Below are 19,445 nucleotides of genomic sequence, written 5' to 3'. Positions count from 1 at the left end.
CTCGACAGGAATAAGAACGTGTTCTACTCTCAGGACAAACGAAGACGCTTCCCGTTCGTTCGAAGAACACGCACCAGGCAGGAGCAACTGGCGAGATGACGCAAGAAGTAGTTGAGCGGGTCGAGGCGCTGCTGCCCACCCTGCGTGAGCGCGCCCAGCAGGCCGAGGATCTGCGCCAGATCCCGGACGAGTCCATCAAGGAGCTCGAGGCCGCCGGTTTCTTCAAGCTGCTTCAGCCCAAGCAGTGGGGCGGCCACGCGGCCGACCCGGTCGTCTTCTACGACACCGTCCGCAAGATCGCCAGCGCGTGCGGTTCCACCGGCTGGGTCGCGGGCATCATCGGCGTCCACAACTGGCACCTGGCGCTGTTCGACCAGCGCGCGCAGGAAGAGGTCTGGGGCGAGAACACCGACGTCCGGATCTCCTCCTCCTACGCGCCCATGGGCGCGGGCGTGGTCACCGACGACGGCGAGGGCTACACCGTCAACGGCTCCTGGGCCTGGTCCTCGGGGTCCGGCCACGCGGACTGGGTGGTCGTGGGCGGCCCGGTCATCAAGAACGGCAAGCCGGTCGACTTCGGCTCGTTCCTGATCCCGCGCAGCGAGTACAAGATCAACGATGTGTGGCACGTGGTCGGCCTGCGCGGCACCGGCTCCAACACCGTGGTCGTCGAGAACGTCTACGTGCCGCGGCACCGGTTCCTCAGCTTCCGCGCCATGAGCGAGTTGAAAGCGCCCGGCCTGGAACAGAATACCGATCCGGTGTACAAGATGCCCTGGGGCACGATCCATCCCACGACCATCTCGACGCCGATCGTCGGAATGGCCTACGGCGCGTACGAAGCCCACGTGGAGCATCAGGGCAAGCGGGTGCGGGCCGCCTACGCCGGCGAGAACGCCAAGGACGATCCGTTCGGCAAGGTGCGCATCGCCGAGGCCGCCAGCGATATCGACGCCGCGTGGCGGCAGCTGTCGGGCAATGTCGCCGACGAGTACGCCTACCTGCTGCGCGGCGAGGACGTGCCCTTCGACGTGCGCGCCCGCGCGCGTCGCGATCAGGTGCGGGCCACCGGCCGCGCCGTCGCCTCCATCGACAAGCTGTTCGAGGCGTCGGGCGCCACCGCGCTCGCCAACGGCACTCCGCTGCAACGGTTCTGGCGTGACGCGCACGCCGGCCGGGTGCACGCCGCCAACGATGCCGAACGCGCCTACGTCATGTACGGCACGCACGCGTTCGGTCTCCCGATCACCGACACGATGGTGTAGCCCATGACCGCGGTAGAGGAAATCACCTACGAATCCACCTCGCGCTACGCGCAGGTGCGTCCGGATCTGAAGCTGCACTACCACGAGGCCGGGGTCGGCAACGGTCCCACCATCGTGCTGCTGCACGGCGGCGGCCCGGGTGCGTCATCCTGGTCCAACTTCGCCAAGAACATTCCGGTGCTGGCCAAGGACTTTCACGTCCTCGCGGTCGATCAGCCGGGTTTCGGGCATTCGGACAAGCCGACCGAGCATCCGCAGTACTTCGTGCACTCCGCCTCGGCGCTGAAGGATCTGCTCGACACCCTCGAGATCACCGATCGCGTGCACCTGCTGGGCAATTCGCTCGGCGGCGGCGCGGCCACCCGATTCGCGCTGGACTATCCGGATCGCGCGGGCAAGCTGGTGCTGATGGGTCCCGGCGGGTTGTCCACCAACCTGTTCGCGCCGGATCCGACCGAGGGCGTGAAGCTGCTGTCCAAGTTCAACTTCGAGCCGACGAAGGAGAACCTGGAGGCCTTCCTGCGGATCATGGTCTTCGACCAGTCGCTGATCACGCCGGAACTCGTCGAGGAGCGTTTCGCCTCGGCGTCGCAGCCGGAATCGCTGGCCGCCACCCGCGCCATGGGCAAGTCGTTCGCGGGCGCGGATTTCGCCAAGGGCATGATCTGGCGCGACGCCTTCAAGCTGCGGCAGCCGGTGCTCATGATCTGGGGCCGCGAGGACCGGGTGAACCCGATCGACGGCGCGCTCGTGGCCCTGAAGATGGTGCCGCGCGTGCAGTTGCACGTCTTCGGCGGTTGTGGACACTGGGCACAGCTGGAGAAGTTCGACGAATTCAACCGCCTGGCAACCGACTTCCTGCTGGGCGTCAAGGAGAAGTGAGCATGAGTATCAAGGCGCTCGGATACATGCGCATCGAGGCCACCGATATGGCGGCCTGGCGCGAGTACGGGCTGAAGGTGCTCGGCATGATGGAGGGCGACGGGCTCAACCCCGACGCGCTCTATCTGCGCATGGACGATTTCGCCGCGCGGCTGGTGATCGTGCCCGGCGAGCAGGACCGGCTGCTGGTCTCGGGCTGGGAGGTCACCGACGCCCGTGGGCTGCAACAGCTTCGGGAGACGCTCGCCAAGAACGGCGTCGCGTTCACCGAGGGCACCAAGGAGGAGCTGGGCGAGCGGCGCGTCGAGGGCATGATCCGCTTCCAGGATCCGGCCGGCAACACCCTCGAGGCGTTCTACGGCGCGCAGTACCTGGGCCGCCGGTTCGTCAGCCCGTACGGGCACAAGTTCGTGACCGCCGAGCAGGGACTGGGCCATGTGGTCCTCACCTGCACCGACGACGCTGCCGCGCAGGCGTTCTACCAGGACGTGCTGGGCTTCCGGCTGCGGGACTCGATGCGGCTGCCACCCCAGCTGGTGGGCCGGCCCGCCGACGGCGACCCGGCCTGGCTGCGCTTCTACGGCTGCAACCCGCGCCATCACGCGCTGGCGTTCCTGCCGCTGCCCAATCCGACCGGCATCGTGCACCTCATGGTCGAGGTGGAGAACTCCGACGACGTCGGGCTCTGCCTGGATCGCGCCAACCGCAAGAAGGTGAAGATGTCGGCCACCCTCGGCCGGCACATCAACGACAAGATGCTGTCGTTCTACATGAAGACGCCGGGCGGGTTCGACATCGAATTCGGCTGTGAGGGGCTGGAAGTCGACGATCACTCGTGGATCGCGCGGGAGTCCACCGCGGTCAGCCTGTGGGGTCACGACTTCAGCGTCGGGTTCAAGTAGGCGAGAGCGGACAGGGCGGACCATGACCACCGAGGAATACCCGTTGATCGACGGGCGCAAGTTCCGGAATGTGCTGGGGCAGTTCTGCACCGGCATCACCGTGATCACCACCTTCGACGGCGAGGGCGACGCGCGGGCCCCCATCGGGTTCGCCTGCCAGTCCTTCGCCGCCCTGTCCCTCGATCCGCCGCTGGTGCTGTTCTGCCCCACCAAGGAGTCGCGCTCCTGGGCGGCGATCGAACGCAACGGCAGCTTCGCCGTCAACATGCTCGCCGAGGAGCAGCAGCCGGTGTGCGCCCGCTTCGGCTCCCGCGAACCCGACAAGTTCGCCGGAATCGACTGGCACACCTCGGAACTGGGGCTCCCGGTACTCGACGGCGCGTTGGCCACGATCCAGTGCACTGTGGACAACGTGCTCGACGGCGGCGATCACTACATCGTGATCGGCCGAGTCCAGGCCCTGTCGGAGTCCACTGACTCCGGCAGGCCGCTGCTCTTCTACCGCGGCCAGTACACGGCCATCGAGCCGGAGAAGACGACCCCCGCGCCCTGGCGGGCGGACCTGGAACACTTCCTCACCACCACGACCCTGGATACTTGGTTGTAGCAACTCTCGGCGACTCTCAGGGGCTTCGCCCCTGAAACCCCAACAGCGAAGAGCGCCCGTGCTTTTCAGCCGCAGGCGCTCTATCTTCGCGCAAATCCCGGGGCGGTCAGGCGGCGGCTCGGGCTTGGCGGCGGTATTGGCCTGGGGCGAGGCCGTATTCGCGTTTGAAGGCCTTGCCGAAGGCGAACTCGGAGCTGTAACCGGCTCGGGTGGCGACCTTTTCGATGGGTAGGTCGTCTTCGCGGAGCAAGCGGGCCGCCGTGGTCAGACGCCAGCGAGTCAGGTACGCCAGGGGAGGTTCGCCGACCATGGCGTTGAACTTGCGAGCGAACGCGGCGCGGGACAGGCCCGCGTGATCCGCCAGGGACTGCACGGTCCAGGCGGCGGCGGGGTCGTCGTGCATGGCCGCCAGCGCCGGGGCCACCGCCGGATCACGCAGGGCCGCAGCCCATCCCGTCGCCTCCGCCTGCGGCTGGTCCTCGATCCAGGCGCGCAGGATGTAGAGCAGCAGGGAGTCGATGAGCGCGGGCACGATGCCGTGCGAGCCGATGCGCGGGTTGTCGAGTTCCGCGCCGAGCAGCTGGACCGCGGCGGCGAGTTCCGGGTGCTTGCCGTGGCGGGCGGGCAGGTGGATCACCGCGGGCAGCTGCCGCAGCAGCGGATGCCGGCGCTGACCGTCGAGGTGATAGTTGCCGCACAGCAGGCTGGCGGGCGGGCCGTCACCGCCGATCCGCAGCACACCCACCGGCGGGCGCTGAACGAACTGTTCCGGCCGGGGGATCTCGGGCGTGGTGTCCGGGTGGTCGGCGAGGACGTGGCCCGCGCCGTCCCGCACGAACACCACATCACCCGGTCCCAGGGCGATGGCCTGGGCGCGGTCCGCGGTCGGGTAGAACCAGCAGGTGCCGTGCAGCACCACGTGGAATCCCGCGCCGACGGTCGGCGGCAACCGCATCGCCCACGGCGCCCGGCCGTCCGTGCGCACCGAATTCGGCGCACCGGTCCGCATGGAGGCCAAGGCCTCGCTCAGCACATCCATCGCCCGCTCCTCTTACTCGACGGTCAAGACAACCTTGCCGACCGTCTGACCGGAAGCCACCATCTCGTGCGCCTTCCCGGCCTCTTCCAACGGCAACGTCTGCGCGATGGTCGGCCGCAGCTTGCCCGCGTCGACGAGTTCCGCGATCTGCTCCAGCGCCCAGTAGTCGGGTTCCACCGAGACGCCGGCGAACCGCCGCCCCGCCGCCTTCACGGTCTGCTCCAGCTCGGCGCTCGGGTGCTCGAGAATGGTGATGAGCACCCCGCCCGGCTTCAGCACGCTCAGCGACCGCGCACCATCGGCGACGGAGTCGAAGACGATATCGACATCCGCGACCGCCTCGGTGAAATCGGTTGTCCGGTAATCGATCACCTCATCCGCCCCGAGGCTCTTGACGTACTCGTGCTTACCTTCACTGGCCAGCGCGATCACATACGCGCCCTTGGCCTTGGCGATCTGCACCGCCAGATGCCCCACTCCCCCGGCGGCCCGGTGAATCAACACCTGATCGCCCTCCTTCACACCCGCCTTGTCGACCAGCCCCTGCCAAGCCGTCAGCGCCGCCAGCGGCAACGCGGCAGCCTCGACATGACTGAGCGACTTAGGCTTCCGCGCCACCTGCCGCGAAGGCGTAGCCACATACTCCGCGTAACCCGTTGCCGCCCTAGGAAAGAACGGCATCCCAAAAACCTCTTCCCCGATCTCATACCGCGCCCCCGGCCCCGCCGCCTCGACCACCCCGGAGATATCCCACCCCACCCCGAACGGCGGCTCGCCCAGCAACGGAAACACCCCCGACCGCACCGCAATATCAACAGGATTGACAGCACTGGCCTTCACCCGCACCAGCACCTCCCCACTCAACAGCTCCGGCTTCTCGACCTCCCCCACCTCGAGCACCTCAGGCCCCCCAAAGCTCTTCTGAATCACAGCCCGCATAGCCGCCATCTCCTCGACGAAGTCCCTCGGCCCATCTCCCGAACCGAACGAAGACAACATTAGGAAACAGCAAGAAGACTCTGAATAGCCAAGAGTCTGCCATATTTATCCATACGTCTTCGCCGGAAGATCAGGGGGCTCCCAGGCGGCGGTGAGGCTGGCCGGTCACGGCTGCGATGCATTCGAAGTCTCGATCGCGGTGCAGCAGGGTCAGGCCCCTGAGTTCGGCGGTCGCCGCGACGACGAGGTCGACTGGGCCCGCGCTGCGGTGTTGACCACGCCGGGTCAGCTCTTCCTGAACGGCCCACGCCCGCTGGTAGGCGCGATCATCGACCGGCTCCCAGCCGAACAGGATGCGAATCTGCTCGATCAGCGCTTCCCGATCGGCAATCGAACGCGCACTGTAGAAGAACTCGAGTTCAGTAACGGGGCAGATCGCAATCAGCCCAGCGGCGGCAACCCGCTGCCAGACCACCCCGTCCGGCTCCTGACGCAGGAGTGGAACCAAAGCGCTTGTGTCGATGAGGAACTGGGCGCCGTTCACCGGCGATAATTCCGCTTGTCCTCGAACACCTCGACGTCGATCGCCCCGTCGGCGACCATCTCCTGTAGCCGCGTCAACGCCACCGCACGACGCCGAATCTCCAGAATTTCCCGAAGGGCCGCATTGACGGTGTCCTTCTTGGTAGTCGTCCCCAACGCCTTGGACGCATCAGCAACCAACTGATCATCGAGGTCGATCACAGTCCGAGCCACGAACCACCTCCAGATATACAGTCCAGCATCAATGATATCAACCCATGCACACCCCTAAGCAAACAAGATCAGGGAGCTCTCAGTGCGGAAATCTGTCCGATTCACCGCAGTGAGAACTCCCTGATCTTGAAAGCGGGGTTATGCGTTGGCGGCGGATTTTTCCTTTTCGCGTTGGAGTTCGAGGGCTATGTCGATGAGTTGGTCTTCTTGGCCGCCTACGAGTTTGCGTTGGCCGGCGCGGACGAGCATTTCGGCGGCGGAGACGCCGTAGCGGTCGGCTTGGCGTTCGGCGTGGCGGAGGAAGGAGGAGTAGACGCCGGCGTAGCCCATCATGAGGGCTTGGCGGTCGAGGAGGCATTCGCTCGGCATGGCGGGGCGAACTACGTCTTCAGCGGCATCGGTGACGGCGAAGAAGTCGACGCCGGTCTTGATGCCGAGTTTGTCGCAGACGCCGATGAAGGCTTCGACGGGGAGGTTGCCGGCGCCGGCGCCGAAACGGCGTGCGCTGCCGTCGATTTGGGTGGCGCCCGCGCGGACGGCGTAGACGGAGTTGGCTACGGCGAGGCCGAGGTTCTCGTGGCCGTGGAAGCCGACCTGGGCGTCATCGCCGAGTTCGGCGACCAGCGCCGAGACGCGGTCCGTCACCTGGTCCAGCACCAGCGCACCGGCGGAGTCGACGACGTAGACGCACTGGCAGCCGGCGTCGGCCATGATGCGGGCCTGTTTGGCCAGGTTCTCCGGGGTGGTGGAGTGGGCCATCATCAGGAAGCCGACGGTCTCGAGGCCGAGGTCGCGGGCCATGGTGAAGTGCTGGATGGAGACGTCGGCCTCGGTGCAGTGGGTGGCGATGCGGCAGATGCTCGCGCCATTGTCCTGCGAGATCTTGATGTCTTCCTTGACGCCGACGCCCGGCAGCATGAGGAAGGCGATCTTGGCTCGCTTGGCGGTCTCCGCGGCGGCCTTGATCAGTTCCTGCTCAGGGGTTTTCGAGAAACCGTAGTTGAACGAGGAGCCGCCGAGGCCGTCACCGTGGGTGACCTCGAGGACCGGGACACCGGAGGCGTCGAGTGCGCCGACGATGTCGCGCACCTCCTGCACGGTGAACTGGTGGCGCTTGTGGTGCGAGCCGTCGCGCAGCGACGTGTCGGTCACCCGGACGTCCAGATCCGCGGAGAACGGCTTCAGAATGTTCGAATTGCTCACTGTCGGAACTCCTTACACCCGAGCCGAGAGAATCTGGTCGGCCAGCACATTGCCCACCTGGGTGGCGGCCGCGGTCATGATGTCGAGGTTGCCGGAGTACGGCGGCAGGAAGTCGCCCGCGCCCTCCACCTCGACGAAGATCGAAACCTTCGCCATGCCACCGGAAATCACCGACGGCTCGTCGAACTGCGGCTCGTTGAGCAGCCGGTAGCCGGGCACGTACTCCTGGATCGCCTTCTCCATCCGGTGCACGGATTCGGTGATGGCGTCGCGGTCGGCATCCTCGGGAATCGCGCAGAAGATGGTGTCGCGCATGATCATCGGCGGTTCGGCCGGGTTGAGGATGATGATCGCCTTGCCGCGCTTGGCGCCACCGATGGTCTCGACACCGGCGGAGGTGGTCTTGGTGAACTCGTCGATGTTCGCTCGCGTGCCGGGACCGGCCGACACCGAGGACACTGACGCCACGATCTCCGCGTACTCCACGGGCACGACGCGAGATACCGCGTGCACCATGGGAATCGTCGCCTGCCCACCGCAGGTGATCATGTTGACGTTCAGCTCATCCCGCAGCGTGTCCAGGTTGACCGGCGGAATCACGGCCGGCCCAACGGCGGCGGGGGTGAGGTCGATGGCACGAATTCCGGCCTCGGCGTACTTGGGCGCGTACGCCCGGTGCACATACGCGGAGGTGGCCTCGAACAGCAGATCCGGCTTCTCCGGCAGCGCCAGCAGCCAGTCCGCGCCCTCGGCGGAGGTCTCGAGTCCCAGCCCGCGAGCCCGCTTGAGCCCCTCGGAGTCCGGGTCGATGCCGATCATCCAGCGCGGCTCGATCTTGTCCGAGCGCAGCAGCTTGTAGAGCAGATCGGTGCTGATATTGCCGGACCCGACGATCGCGGCGGTGACTTTGGTTGCAGTCACGGGGTTCTCCTACTCGTTTCGATCAGGTCTACGCGAAAGCCAGATGGACGGAACCGAGTCCGGCGAACTCGGCGATGAACTCGTCGCCCGGGCGGGCGTCGATGGCGCGGGTGCAGGAGCCCGGCAGCACGATGTCGCCGGCCTTCAGGCGCACGCCGAAGGACGCGACCTTGCGCGCCAGCCACGCCACCGCGATGGTCGGATCGCCCAGCACCGCATCCGAGCGGCCCTCGGCGATGACCTCGCCATTGCGGGTCAGCACGGCGTCGATCGCCTTGATATCCAACTGATCCGGCGACACCCGCTGCTTGCCGAGCACGTAGCCGGCCGAGGACGCGTTGTCGGCGATGGTGTCGCAGAGCGCGATCTTCCAGTCCTTGATGCGGGTGTCGATCAGCTCGATGGAGGGCGCGTAGGCGACGGTGGCCTTGCGGACATCCTCCTCGGTGCAGTCCTCACCGGGCAGGTCCGCGCCCAGAATGAACCCGACCTCGACCTCGACGCGCGGGTACAGGTACTTGGACGTGTCGACCGGAACGTCTTCGAAGACTTCCATTTCCGCGAGCAGATGCCCATAGTCCGGCTCGTCGACGCCCATCATCTGCTGCATGGCCTTCGACGACAGGCCCACCTTGTGGCCCACCACCTTCGCGCCGCCGTCGAAGCGCTGCCGCATGTTGAGCAGCTGGATCTCGTAGGCGTCGACCACGTCGATCTCGGGATACCGCACCGCCAGCGGATCGATGGGAACCCGAGTGCGCTCCGCCGTCGCGAGCTCCTCGGCCAGTTCCTTGCGTAGCGCGTCGGTCAGCACGCTGTGTTCCTTCCATCGGGGGTACCGGCCGGTGGCCAAGACCCGGGCGAAGCTTCCAGGTCGCGGTAACGAGACTAGAAACTGAAACGAGTTTTTGTGAATAGCGTCGCTTCAGCAGTCCCATCTGCCAGACCAACATAGACCAAACCAGGATTGATTCTATAACGTGTTCTACATGACTGATCGGGATTACGACGTGGTGGTGGTCGGCAGCGGTGCCGCCGGTATGTCCGCCGCCCTCACCGCTGCGCACCACGGTCTGCGCACGGTGCTCATCGAAAAGGCCGCTCACTACGGCGGTTCTACCGCGCGTTCGGGCGGTGGCGTCTGGATTCCCGGAAACAAGGTGCTCAAGGCCGCGGGCAAGGGCGACGACCTCGACGAGGCGCGGACCTACCTGTACAGCATCATCGGCGATGTGGTGCCGAAGGAGAAGATCGACACCTACCTCGATCGCGGCGCGGAAGCCTTCGACTTCGTGCTCGACCACTCCGCCCTGAAGATGACCTGGGTGCCGGGCTACTCGGACTACTACCCCGAGGCACCGGGCGGCAAGGCGGACGGCCGCAGCTGCGAGCCCAAGCCGTTCGACCTGAAAATCCTGGGCGAGGAGCGCTTCAAGCTGGAGCCGGCCTACTCGAAGGCGCCGCTGAACGTCGTGGTCATGCAGGCGGACTACAAGAAGCTCAACCTGATTCGCCGTCACCCGAGCGGCATCGCGCGCGTGCTGCGCGTCGGCACCCGCTGGGCGTGGGGGAAGGTCACCGGCAAGGCGCTGGTCGGCATGGGGCAGGCCATCATCGCGGGGCTGCGCAAGGGCCTGCTGGACGCGAATGTGCCGCTGCTGCTGGACACTCCGCTCACCGGACTGGTGATCGAGAACGGCGTGGTCACCGGCGTCGACGCCGAGCAGAACGGCGAGGCCGTGCGCTTCAACGCCAAGTATGGCGTGATCCTGGCCAGCGGCGGATTCGAGCACAACGCCGACATGCGGCACAAGTACCAGCGCGAGCCCATCACCACCGAATGGACCACCGGTGCGGCCGGCAATACCGGCGACGGCATCCGCGCGGGCATCGAAGCGGGCGCGGACATCGCGTTCATGGACGACGCCTGGTGGGGGCCGACCACCTTCCGCGGCGAAGGCAAGCCCTGGTTCTGCCTCGCGGAGCGAAACCTGCCCGGCTCCATCATGATCAACACGCAAGGGCAGCGATTCGGAAATGAGTCCGCTCCTTACGTCGAGGCAGTGCACACCATGTACGGCGGCGAATACGGGCAGGGTGAGGGTCCGGGCGAGAACGTGCCGTGCTGGCTGGTGTTCGATCAGCGCTACCGGTCTCGCTACATCTTCGCCGGATTGCAGCCTGGCCAGCCGATTCCGTCCCGCTGGATGGAAAACGACCTCATCGTCAAGGCGTCCACCGTGGCCGCGCTGGCCGAGAAGATCGGGGTGCCGGCCGACAAACTGGAAGCCACCATCGAGCGCTTCAACGGGTTCGTCGAGACCGGTAAGGACCTCGACTACAACCGCGGCGACAGCGCCTACGACCGCTACTACGGTGATCCGACCATCAAGCCCAACCCTTGCCTCAACAAGCTCGAGGTCGGCCCGTTCTACGCGGTGCAGATGGTGCCCGGCGACCTCGGCACCAAGGGCGGTCTGGTCACCGACAACGACGCCCGCGTGCTGCGCGAGGACGGGACCGTCATCGAGGGGCTGTACGCGGCGGGCAACACCTCCTCGCCGGTGATGGGCCACACCTACGCCGGTCCCGGCGCGACCATCGGACCCGCCATCACTTTCGGCTACCTGGCCGCGCTGGACGCCGCCGCCAAGAAGCGCAACGGCGCGAACGTCGCGGCCGAACAGGCGTCCTGAACCGTCCCAACCCGGTTCAGGATCGGGTTGGGCGCGAGTCGGGTCACGTCGAGTCCGCGCCCAACCCACCCGCATGCCTGCCGTACCGCTCTGTCCCGGCAGGCGCGGGAGTACAACTGAACGCCCGGACCGCCGTCGAACGCTCTTTCGCGGCGGGACCGGGATCAGACTTTCGAGCGCGGCTGTGCGCTACCCGCTCAGCGGAGCGGGAGCTTGCGGGACCGCGATCCGCGCCGGACCATCGGACGCGAGTGACGAGGAGAACCTTCATGCCCATCGATTTGAGTGTGGCGCTCGGCGCGCGAATCCCCGCGCGCGAGTTCAGTTGGTCGGCCGGCGATGTGCAGACCTACAACCTGGCGCTCGGCGCGGGCAACCGCTGGACCGATGCCGCCGAACTGCGCTACGTCGACGACCGCGAGCCCGCCGTGCTGCCGTCCTTCGCGACCGTCGCACCGTCGTTCCACGAGACCGAACCGCCGAAGGTGAAGTTCGACGGCATCGACATCGATCTCGCCAAGGTCGTGCACGGCAGCCAGGAAGTCATCGTGCACCGCCCGATCCCGGCCTCGGGCAAGGGCTCGATCTCCGGCCGCATCACCGACATCTGGGACAAGGGCGCCAATGCCGTTGTCTGGCGCGAGGATACGGCTGTCGGCTCGGACGGCGAGATCCTCTGGACCGCACGCTCCTCCATCTTCGCCAAGGGCGAAGGCGGCTTCGGCGGCGAACGCGGCCCCAGCACCAAAACCGAACTCCCCGACCGCGCACCCGATTTCGAGGTCCTCACCCCCACCCTCCCCCAGCAGGCCCTGCTCTACCGCATGTGCGGCGACCGCAACCCCCTGCACTCCGACCCCGAATTCGCCCGCAACGCAGGCTTCCCCAACCCCATCCTCCACGGCCTCTGCACCTACGGCCTGGTCCTCAAATCCGCCACCGACACCGTCCTGTCCTCGGACACCACCCGCGTCAAGGCCTTCCGAGCCCGCTTCGCCGGCGTCCTCTACCCCGGCGAAACCCTCCGCTCCCGAATCTGGCAGCAGGACGGCGAACTCACCATCGCAGTCACCGCCGTGGAACGCGACGAAGCCCCCGTCCTGGCGGACGTAGTCCTCACCCACTCCTAACTCCCCCAAAGCCGTGGGCCGCAGTCGAACCCGACTGCGGCCCTTCGCTTTTTCAAGATCAGGGAGCTCTCATGGAGGCAATACGGACAAAATTCCGCAGTGCGAGCTCCCTGATCTTGTTGGGGGTGGGTTGTCGGAGGGTGGGGGAATTATGTGCGGGTATGGGGGAATTGGTGGGGCCCTTTGTGGGGTCGTGGGCGGTGGCGGCGGAGGGCGGCGACTAGGTCGGGGCGGGTGAGGGTGGGGTGGTCGGTGAGGAGTTCGGTGGGGGTTAGGCCGGAGCGGAGGAGGTCGATGATCAGGGCTACGGGGTAGTGGGTGCCGGTGATGACGGGGGTGCCGTTGCAGATCGTGGGGTCGATGGTGATGCGGTGGAGGTGGGACACAAGGGGAAAGGGTAGGGGTGGGGTGTGAGGGGGGTCTGAGGTGGCGGTGATCTGGGTCTGTGGGTCAGACTCGGGCGGAGACTCGGCCGCGGTTTTCTCGGGCGAAGTAGCCGGGGGATTGGCCTTTCCAGCTGCGGAAGGCGGAGGTGAAGGCGGAGACGCTGGCGTAGCCCAGGCGGATCGCGGCCTGTTCTACCGTCATTCCGGCCAGCAGGAGTTCCTCGGCGAGGAGACCGACGGTCTCGGTGGACAGTTCACGGAAAGTGGTGCCCTCGTCGGAGAGGCGGCGGCGGAGTGTGCGGACGCTGACGTCCAATTCGGACGCTATGCGTGATTGGTCCGCTATGCCGCCACGGGAGATGAGCAGTTGACGCACCTGGCCGCTGATGCCCTGGCGGCGTTTGCGGCGCTGCATGAGGTCGGCGCACTGTTGTTCGTAGAAGCGCGCGGTGGCCGTATTCGCCTGCGGCAGTGGCAGATGCTGGATACTGGACGGTCCGGTGACAACCGAGCGCGGCGCGTTGAACACGACCTCCTCGACACCCAGCATGGCGCCGAACATCTCGTACACCGGATGCGGCGAAAAGGAGACCGCGACCCGGGTGATGGGCGGGCGCATGGGCAGGACGTCTTGCTGAATCGTCCAGATGGCGGCCACATCCCGCTCCACCGCGAAGCGCCGGACCTCCGCCGGCACCCCGCTGTCGTCGCGCACGATGGAGACGTCGTCGCCGGTGAGGACGAGGTGGTGACGGGCCACGGTGAACGACAGGTCGGCGTAGCGCAGCGCCAGATCCACCGCGTCGCGCACGGTGGGACAGCTCATCAGTGCGAAACCGAGCACGCCGAGACTCGGTGGGTGACACAGCAATCCGGCCATAAGCCCCATACCGGGCTCATCCCCCACCCCTGACACCACATTGCGCATCAGGGACAACTCCTGGGCCGGGGTGATCTCCGCGGTGGAGTCCAGCAGATCCCGTTCCCGAATCCCGGTGTGCCGCAGCAGATCAGGCGTTGCGACGCCGCGCGTAACCGCGAACTCGACGAGAAGTGCCGCGCTGGTGATGGAGCGCAGTTGAGCCTGACCGTCCGTCACATCGCAAATCTTCGCAAACTTTCAGCGTGCGAAGGGCCGGAACGAGCGGGGAAGTTGCTGAAAGCGGCCGAAATTCGCTTGTTTCTGACCCCGGACGCACTGGAGGCGTAACGTCTTGGGACATACGGTGAATATCTAGCTAACCAACTGAATAACTAGCTGACTACAACCGATAGACATGGAGAAGGTGAGCCAATGGCCGCCTGGCAAGTGTTCACGGCAACTCTCGCAACGCTCGTGATCATGACGATTGCCATCATGAGCCTGCACCACCCCCAACAGGATCCGAACAGACTCTCCGTAGACCGGATCCGCGAACGAATCAACAACGAGCACAGCACCTTGGCCCTGGTGCGCAGCGACCCGTCCGCCTGGTCGCATGTCGCCCCGGACCATCCGCTGGGCGTCGCGGAGGCCCATCGCACCATGCAGCAGCACCGCCGCTGCCCGGTCGCCGAATGTCAGCGCAAGGCCGCGGCATTCCGGGCGCTCATCGACGCGGGACGCATCAAGCCGACCCGCATGCCGCCCGCCCTGCAGTAGCGCCCGGCCGTCCCGCCGAAAACCCTGACCGGCCTTCACCGTTCGGACAGGTACCGCGGCGGGACGGCGGCGACCAGCCAGACCCCGTTGGTGCTGACCCGGAACTCGTGTCCGTCGCGGTGCATCGCCGCGGCATCCACGGTCAGCACCACGGGTTTCCCACGCCGCGCCCCCACCTTGACGGCGGTCGCCGTATCCGCCGACAGGTGAACGTCGTGGCGGCGCATGGGTTTCAACCCCTCCGCGTAGATGCCGGGGAGTGCCGCGGCAACGGTGCCGTGGTAGAGCAATCCGGGCGGCGTGCTCGCCCGATACTCCAGGTCGACGCTGACACTGTGTCCCTGACTCGCGCGGATTCGGGTACCGGTCTCGTCGAATTCGAAGCGGCGCTTGTTGTTTCGGGCAACCACCTGATCGAGTTCGGCGCGCGACAGCGCACGGCCGTGCGCGCCCAGCGCCGCCAACAACGCGGTGACCTCCACCCAGCCCGCGGAATCCAGCACCAGGCCGATCTCCTCGGGCGCGTGGCGCAGATGCCTCGACAATCGCTTCGAGGTCGCGACCAACTGTTTCTCGTCCATGCGCGCGAGTGAACCAAAAGCGCGCCGGGATGCGAAGCGATTATCCGTCCACGCGCTGGGCGCGATCGTCGGTCAGACCGCGAACCAGCAAGGCGTACAACGCGATCACGGTGAAGGGCGCGAGGATCGGCACCCAGGTGAGCCCGGCCGGCAGCACCGTGGCCGCCCCGGCCGCCACCGTGAACACCAGCGCGCCCGTCACCGACGGCACGGTGGTCGGCACGACGCCGACGGGCGCCGACACCGTGGCGGTGTTGAGCAGATACGTCGTCGCCACCAGCCCGATGCCGCCGGCCACCAGCGCGCCGGTCCCGATCCAGGCCAGCGCCGCCATGGCCAGCAGCACCGCCAGCACCGCGCACACCCGCCAGCGCCAGCCGGCGACGGCCGCGACCAGGACGGGCGCCGCCGCCCAGGGCAGCACGATGGCCACCGCGACCGCCAGCAGCAGTCCGGACAGCACGGCCAGAAATCGCGTCATCGGCGCACCCGGACCGTGCGGCGGTGATCGGGCAGCAGGCGCATCACCTGATCGAGGCGGGTGTCCTCGGGCCAGGGCACGATGTCGACGCCGACGGTGCCCATATCGCGATACATCGAGGTGCGCTCCAACTGCCACATGCGGGCCAGGGTCGAGTCCAGATCACCGTGGAACGGCGGCCCGCGCAGCACGTCCACCACCACCACGACATGCCCGCGTTTGCGCAGATCGATGAGGGCCAAGGCGAATTGGGTGTCGAGCAGGGTGGAGAAGGCCACGATCACCGCGCCGATGGGGACCGCCGAGTGCGGGGCCAGGGTGCCCTCGGTGAGCAGGTGTTCGTCGCCGACCTCCAGCACGGTGTCCACGATGCGATAGAACTGGCGGCGGCCGATGTCGGGGCGCAGCCAGCGCGGCGTGCGGCCCAGGCAGACCACGGCCGTGCGATCACCGGCCTGCAGCGCGGACTGCGCCACCTGCGCCGCGCCGCGCACCGACAGCTCCAGCGAATCCGAGGCGGGCCCCGGGGCCTGCAGCGAAGTGTCGACCAGCACAACGACATCCGCGGCGCGGTTGGTGAATCGCTCGGTCACGAACAGCTGTCCGCGTCGCGCGCTCACCGGCCAGTTCACGGTGCGCAGCTGATCGCCGGGCGTGTAGGCGCGGATGTCGGCGTATTCGACGCCGGGACCGTGCCGGCGGGTCAGGTGGGTGCCCATGCGTTCGGGAAGTTCGGTGCGCGGCAGGCGCATTCGCTGCGGATCGGTGATCGGATAGACGTACACCTCACCGGCGGGCAGCCGCACCGAGGCGACCGCCAGCCCGGCGGGGCTCAGCGCGCTCACCCGCATGGGCACCGGATAGCGGCCCCAGCGCGGTGCGGACAGGGCCAGCCGCAGTCCGGCCGGGACGGGCCCGGAGTCCACCGTCTCCTCGACGTGAATCTCCATGCTGCGCAGCGGTTCCGGATGCAGCCGCAGCAACGCGTGGCCGCTCTCCACGAAGGCGGCGGCGGTCAGCACCACCTCCTCGGTCTCGAAGCAGCGCAGCACGCCCGCGCCGTCGACCTGAATCCTGGTGCGCGACTGCTGCAGCGGCGCGGTCGCCAGCACCCCGAGCATGGGCGCGGCGAACACCACCAGCTGCCACTTGCCCAGCACCACCGCCAGCACCAGGGCGGGCGCGGACACCGCGGCCAGCATGAACACCAGCGGTGCGGGCCGCCAACGCAATTCGGCCTCGACGGTGGTACTCGTGTCGCGATGCTTCATCCGGGCCTCAGGACGTGGTGGCGCGCGGCACGGGCAGCCGCCGCAGGAGTTCGGCGATGACGTCCTCGCCGCGAATGCGCCGCACCCACATCTCGGGGCGCAGCGTGATGCGATGCGCCATGGCGGGCACGGCCAGCGCCTTCACGTCCTCGGGGACCACGAAGTCGCGGCCGTTGAGCAGGGCGCGGGCGCGGGCCATCTGGACCAGGTCGAGTTCGGCGCGGGGACTCGCGCCCACCTCCACCTGGGGGTGGCCGCGGGTGGCGGCGGCCAGGGAGACGACGTAGCCGACGACGTCGGGGTGGACGGTCACGTACTCGACCGACTGCCGCATCTCCAGCAGGCCCTCGGCGTCAACCACCTGCGCGATCTGCGCGGGCTGCGACCCGCGTTCGAGCCGGCGGCGGATCATGTTCATCTCGTCGGTCTCCGACAGGTAGCCCAGCCGCAGCTGCATGGCGAAGCGGTCGAGCTGCGCCTCGGGCAGCGGGTAGGTGCCCTCGTACTCGATCGGGTTGTCGGTGGCGAAGACGACGAAAGGCTGTGGCAGCGGGAAGGTTTCGCCGTCGATCGAGACCTGGCCCTCGGCCATCGCCTCCAGCAGGGCGGCCTGGGTCTTGGGCGGGGTGCGGTTGACCTCGTCGGCCAGCAGCATATTGGTGAACACCGGGCCGCGCCGGAAACTGAAACGGCCCGAATGCATGTCGTAGATGGTGGAGCCGATCAGATCCGCGGGCAGCAGATCCGGGGTGAACTGCACGCGGGTGAAGCCCAGCCCGAGCGCCGACGCGAAGGAGCGGGCGATGAGGGTCTTGCCCAGGCCGGGCAGGTCCTCGATCAGGATGTGGCCGCCGGAGAGCACCGCGATCATGATCAGCTGCAGTTCGTCCCGCTTGCCGACCACGACCCGGCCTACCTCGCGCAGTACCGCGTCGGTGCGCTTGATGGTCACGTCCATCGGTGATGTCATCGCATGTCTCGCATCTCGTCTCACATGTCCTGTAGCCGGCGCAGGATCTCGTCCAGGGCTTCGCGGCCGGGTGCGCGATTGGCCTGATCACGCAGGGCCGAGTTGGCCGGATCCACCCAGCGCCACAGTTCGGGGCCGAACTGATGCTGTCCCGCGATCTCGAGCGCGCGCCGGTTCTTGGCCATCCGGTGCCCGCTGGTCAGCTCGAATTCCTTGGCCAGCAAGGGCCGTAGATGCCGATCCCAGTCGGCGCGCGAGCCCTCGGAGCGGTCGGCCAGCATCTGCGCGCGCGCCTGCCAGCGGCGCAGCATCTCGGTCGGGCCGTTGTCGATCTCGTTGTCCTCCGGTTCGGGCGGTCCGGCCCGCCGCGCCCGCTCCACCAGCGACCACACCAGCAGGCCCAGCGCGCCCGCCACCGGGATACCCGACAGCGCCAGCAGCGCCTCGCGCTGATTGCCGTAGGCGATGATCTCGAAGATCAGGGCCAGCGCCAGCGCGCTCACCACGATCGCGGTGCGGTTCATGCCGGCTGCCCCTGCAGATCGGCCAAGACGATGCGCAGCAGCTGTTCGGCCCGCATGCGCTGCCACTCCAGCATGGAGTGCGGGCTGAAGCGGGCTTCCTCGAACAGCGACACCAGCTCTCGGGCCGAGGCGTCGCGCAGGAAGCCACGGTCGAAGGCACGCGCCAGCACCTCCGAAGGGGTGTCGGAGGCCAGTGGCGCGACCTCGCGGGCCGTCGCCAGCCCGCGTTCCATGGCCACATAGCAGGCGATGATGGCCGTGCGCGGATCCTGCCCCGGCGCGATCATGGCCGCCAGGCCCATCTCCGCCACCTTGGCCAGCGAGACCGCCTCGGCGGGGGTGGGCGGCGACAGCGGGGTGCGGGTCAGCGCGGGTTTACGGCCCGAACTCACGGCCACCACGATCAATCCGGTCAGGGCGACCAGCACCAGCACGCCCGCGCCGATGCCGACCAGCAGCAGCGCCGTGCCCGACAGGGACGGGCCGGGCAGCGTATCCGGTTGCGGGGCAGCGGTTTCCGGGGTCGGCTCGGAACCGGTGGGGACGGCCGTCGGCCGCGCGCCGACTTCGCTCTGCCGCTGCGGGGTGACCAGGTACACCGAGAGCACGGCGGTGACGACGAGCGCGAGCGTCGCGACGCCGATCACCACCAGCAGGCCGATGCGCCGCAATCCCGGTACGCGCAGGGCGTTCTCGCGATCGGGTTCGGGCATGGCCAGCGGCAGCCGGTGCTGGCTGTTGATGACACCGGCCACCAGGATCACCATCGACACCAGCAGCAGGACCGGCATCAGGGCCAGCGAGACCGCCGAGGACGGATGCGGCGCGGTGGGGCCGCCGGTCCCGGGCAGGTATCCGCGCAGTGCGACGACAGCCAGCATCACGAGCCCGATCAATGCGATCGCGCGCGCTGCCACCGTCCCCACCCCAGTCACGAACACTCCTAACCAGAGTCCAGCAGAAAACAGGCACATAGTTACATGCCAAGCGGTCCGTCAGGACCAAAACGGCCAAGCTGGGATCACATACCCGAAACACATAAATCCCCCACCAGCGCGACGATCACGCCGCACCCCGAAAACCCAGGTCACCCAGCCCAAGTCATCCCACGACCCGCGCCGCCCCCGCAACCCCACTTATCAGCAAGCCCGAACGATCGCGCGTGCGGCGGATGGGAGCAAGGTGTGGATCCCGGCCAAAAGCGCGCCGGGATGACGGACAGGGCGGGCCGGCAGGACGGACAGGGCGGG

At 67.4% G+C, this 19,445-nt stretch carries 22 protein-coding genes; 7 read left to right on the top strand and 15 right to left on the bottom strand.

Annotated features, from left to right (window positions below):
* Window positions 1–95 precede the first annotated feature (95 nt).
* From hsaA to hsaB, 4 genes are read left to right on the top strand one after another with little or no spacing between them, the layout of a single operon-like run.
* Complete coding sequence (hsaA, locus tag D7D52_RS04505) at window positions 96–1,265, top strand: 3-hydroxy-9,10-secoandrosta-1,3,5(10)-triene-9,17-dione monooxygenase oxygenase subunit (protein ID WP_120735181.1); 1,170 nt, start codon at window positions 96–98, stop codon at window positions 1,263–1,265.
* A 3-nt stretch (window positions 1,266–1,268) separates the two neighbouring features.
* Window positions 1,269–2,147 (top strand): 4,5:9,10-diseco-3-hydroxy-5,9,17-trioxoandrosta-1(10),2-diene-4-oate hydrolase, encoded by an 879-nt coding sequence (gene hsaD, locus D7D52_RS04500; RefSeq protein ID WP_120735180.1) that lies wholly within the window; start codon window positions 1,269–1,271, stop codon window positions 2,145–2,147.
* A gap of 2 nt (window positions 2,148–2,149) precedes the next feature.
* Window positions 2,150–3,049, top strand: a complete 900-nt coding sequence (gene hsaC, locus D7D52_RS04495; protein ID WP_120735179.1) for an iron-dependent extradiol dioxygenase HsaC — start codon at window positions 2,150–2,152, stop codon at window positions 3,047–3,049.
* A 22-nt stretch (window positions 3,050–3,071) separates the two neighbouring features.
* Window positions 3,072–3,656: a 3-hydroxy-9,10-secoandrosta-1,3,5(10)-triene-9,17-dione monooxygenase reductase subunit gene (gene hsaB, locus D7D52_RS04490; protein WP_120735178.1), complete on the top strand. Its 585-nt coding sequence runs from the start codon at window positions 3,072–3,074 to the stop codon at window positions 3,654–3,656.
* 106 nt (window positions 3,657–3,762) lie between these two features.
* Here the strand turns inward: hsaB and D7D52_RS04485 are convergent, their stop codons facing one another.
* From D7D52_RS04485 to D7D52_RS04455, 7 genes are all read right to left on the bottom strand, one after another.
* The gene (locus D7D52_RS04485) at window positions 3,763–4,695 is read right to left on the bottom strand and encodes an AraC family transcriptional regulator (protein ID WP_120735177.1); all 933 of its coding nucleotides are present in this window, start codon (window positions 4,693–4,695) and stop codon (window positions 3,763–3,765) included.
* Window positions 4,696–4,707: 12 nt separating this feature from the next.
* A complete protein-coding gene (locus tag D7D52_RS04480; protein WP_120743803.1) occupies window positions 4,708–5,634 on the bottom strand; it encodes an NADP-dependent oxidoreductase in 927 nt (308 codons plus the stop codon).
* Window positions 5,635–5,764: 130 nt separating this feature from the next.
* Complete coding sequence (locus tag D7D52_RS04475) at window positions 5,765–6,178, bottom strand: PIN domain nuclease (protein WP_120735176.1); 414 nt, start codon at window positions 6,176–6,178, stop codon at window positions 5,765–5,767.
* Window positions 6,175–6,390, bottom strand: coding sequence for a type II toxin-antitoxin system VapB family antitoxin (locus tag D7D52_RS04470; RefSeq protein WP_120735175.1), 216 nt, complete (start codon window positions 6,388–6,390; stop codon window positions 6,175–6,177). The genes D7D52_RS04475 and D7D52_RS04470 overlap by 4 nt, the downstream gene beginning before the upstream one ends.
* 138 nt (window positions 6,391–6,528) lie before the next feature.
* Window positions 6,529–7,593: a 4-hydroxy-2-oxovalerate aldolase gene (dmpG, locus tag D7D52_RS04465; RefSeq protein WP_246023636.1), complete on the bottom strand. Its 1,065-nt coding sequence runs from the start codon at window positions 7,591–7,593 to the stop codon at window positions 6,529–6,531.
* A gap of 12 nt (window positions 7,594–7,605) precedes the next feature.
* Window positions 7,606–8,514 (bottom strand): acetaldehyde dehydrogenase (acetylating), encoded by a 909-nt coding sequence (locus D7D52_RS04460; RefSeq protein WP_120735174.1) that lies wholly within the window; start codon window positions 8,512–8,514, stop codon window positions 7,606–7,608.
* Window positions 8,515–8,542: 28 nt separating this feature from the next.
* Window positions 8,543–9,328, bottom strand: coding sequence for a 2-keto-4-pentenoate hydratase (locus D7D52_RS04455; RefSeq protein WP_120743801.1), 786 nt, complete (start codon window positions 9,326–9,328; stop codon window positions 8,543–8,545).
* A gap of 166 nt (window positions 9,329–9,494) precedes the next feature.
* Between D7D52_RS04455 and kstD the strand changes: the two genes are divergently transcribed.
* Both kstD and D7D52_RS04445 read left to right on the top strand, forming a co-directional pair.
* Window positions 9,495–11,210: a 3-oxosteroid 1-dehydrogenase gene (gene kstD, locus D7D52_RS04450; RefSeq protein WP_281279165.1), complete on the top strand. Its 1,716-nt coding sequence runs from the start codon at window positions 9,495–9,497 to the stop codon at window positions 11,208–11,210.
* Window positions 11,211–11,479: 269 nt separating this feature from the next.
* Window positions 11,480–12,340 carry a MaoC family dehydratase gene (locus D7D52_RS04445; protein ID WP_120735173.1) on the top strand — a complete coding sequence of 287 codons (861 nt, stop codon included), beginning with the start codon at window positions 11,480–11,482 and terminating at the stop codon, window positions 12,338–12,340.
* A gap of 149 nt (window positions 12,341–12,489) precedes the next feature.
* Here D7D52_RS04445 and D7D52_RS04440 read toward each other — a convergent pair whose 3' ends face one another.
* Window positions 12,490–12,726, bottom strand: a complete 237-nt coding sequence (locus tag D7D52_RS04440) for a DUF433 domain-containing protein (protein ID WP_120735172.1) — start codon at window positions 12,724–12,726, stop codon at window positions 12,490–12,492.
* Window positions 12,727–12,790: 64 nt separating this feature from the next.
* Entirely contained in the window at window positions 12,791–13,825 is a 1,035-nt protein-coding gene (locus D7D52_RS04435) for an AraC family transcriptional regulator (RefSeq protein ID WP_120735171.1), read from the bottom strand.
* A 243-nt stretch (window positions 13,826–14,068) separates the two neighbouring features.
* Between D7D52_RS04435 and D7D52_RS04430 the strand changes: the two genes are divergently transcribed.
* On the top strand, window positions 14,069–14,368 hold the full coding sequence (locus D7D52_RS04430) for a hypothetical protein (protein ID WP_162958157.1): 300 nt from the start codon (window positions 14,069–14,071) through the stop codon (window positions 14,366–14,368).
* Between the two features lie 35 nt (window positions 14,369–14,403).
* Here the strand turns inward: D7D52_RS04430 and D7D52_RS04425 are convergent, their stop codons facing one another.
* From D7D52_RS04425 to D7D52_RS04400, 6 genes are read right to left on the bottom strand one after another with little or no spacing between them, the layout of a single operon-like run.
* Window positions 14,404–14,949, bottom strand: coding sequence for an RNA 2'-phosphotransferase (locus tag D7D52_RS04425; protein ID WP_120735169.1), 546 nt, complete (start codon window positions 14,947–14,949; stop codon window positions 14,404–14,406).
* Between the two features lie 40 nt (window positions 14,950–14,989).
* Window positions 14,990–15,430, bottom strand: coding sequence for a hypothetical protein (locus tag D7D52_RS04420; RefSeq protein WP_120735168.1), 441 nt, complete (start codon window positions 15,428–15,430; stop codon window positions 14,990–14,992).
* Window positions 15,427–16,701 carry a DUF58 domain-containing protein gene (locus D7D52_RS04415; RefSeq protein ID WP_120735167.1) on the bottom strand — a complete coding sequence of 425 codons (1,275 nt, stop codon included), beginning with the start codon at window positions 16,699–16,701 and terminating at the stop codon, window positions 15,427–15,429. The genes D7D52_RS04420 and D7D52_RS04415 overlap by 4 nt, the downstream gene beginning before the upstream one ends.
* Window positions 16,702–16,708: 7 nt before the next feature.
* Window positions 16,709–17,671, bottom strand: a complete 963-nt coding sequence (locus D7D52_RS04410; RefSeq protein WP_120735166.1) for an AAA family ATPase — start codon at window positions 17,669–17,671, stop codon at window positions 16,709–16,711.
* A gap of 20 nt (window positions 17,672–17,691) precedes the next feature.
* Complete coding sequence (locus D7D52_RS04405; protein ID WP_120735165.1) at window positions 17,692–18,195, bottom strand: hypothetical protein; 504 nt, start codon at window positions 18,193–18,195, stop codon at window positions 17,692–17,694.
* Complete coding sequence (locus D7D52_RS04400) at window positions 18,192–19,130, bottom strand: DUF4129 domain-containing protein (protein ID WP_246023635.1); 939 nt, start codon at window positions 19,128–19,130, stop codon at window positions 18,192–18,194. The genes D7D52_RS04405 and D7D52_RS04400 overlap by 4 nt, the downstream gene beginning before the upstream one ends.
* Window positions 19,131–19,445: the final 315 nt, after the last annotated feature.

Source organism: Nocardia yunnanensis (genome assembly GCF_003626895.1).
In the GTDB taxonomy this organism is placed as follows: Bacteria; Actinomycetota; Actinomycetes; order Mycobacteriales; family Mycobacteriaceae; genus Nocardia; species Nocardia yunnanensis.
Note: the sequence above shows the minus strand (reverse complement) of the source record. Positions and strands in the feature narration are given on the sequence as shown.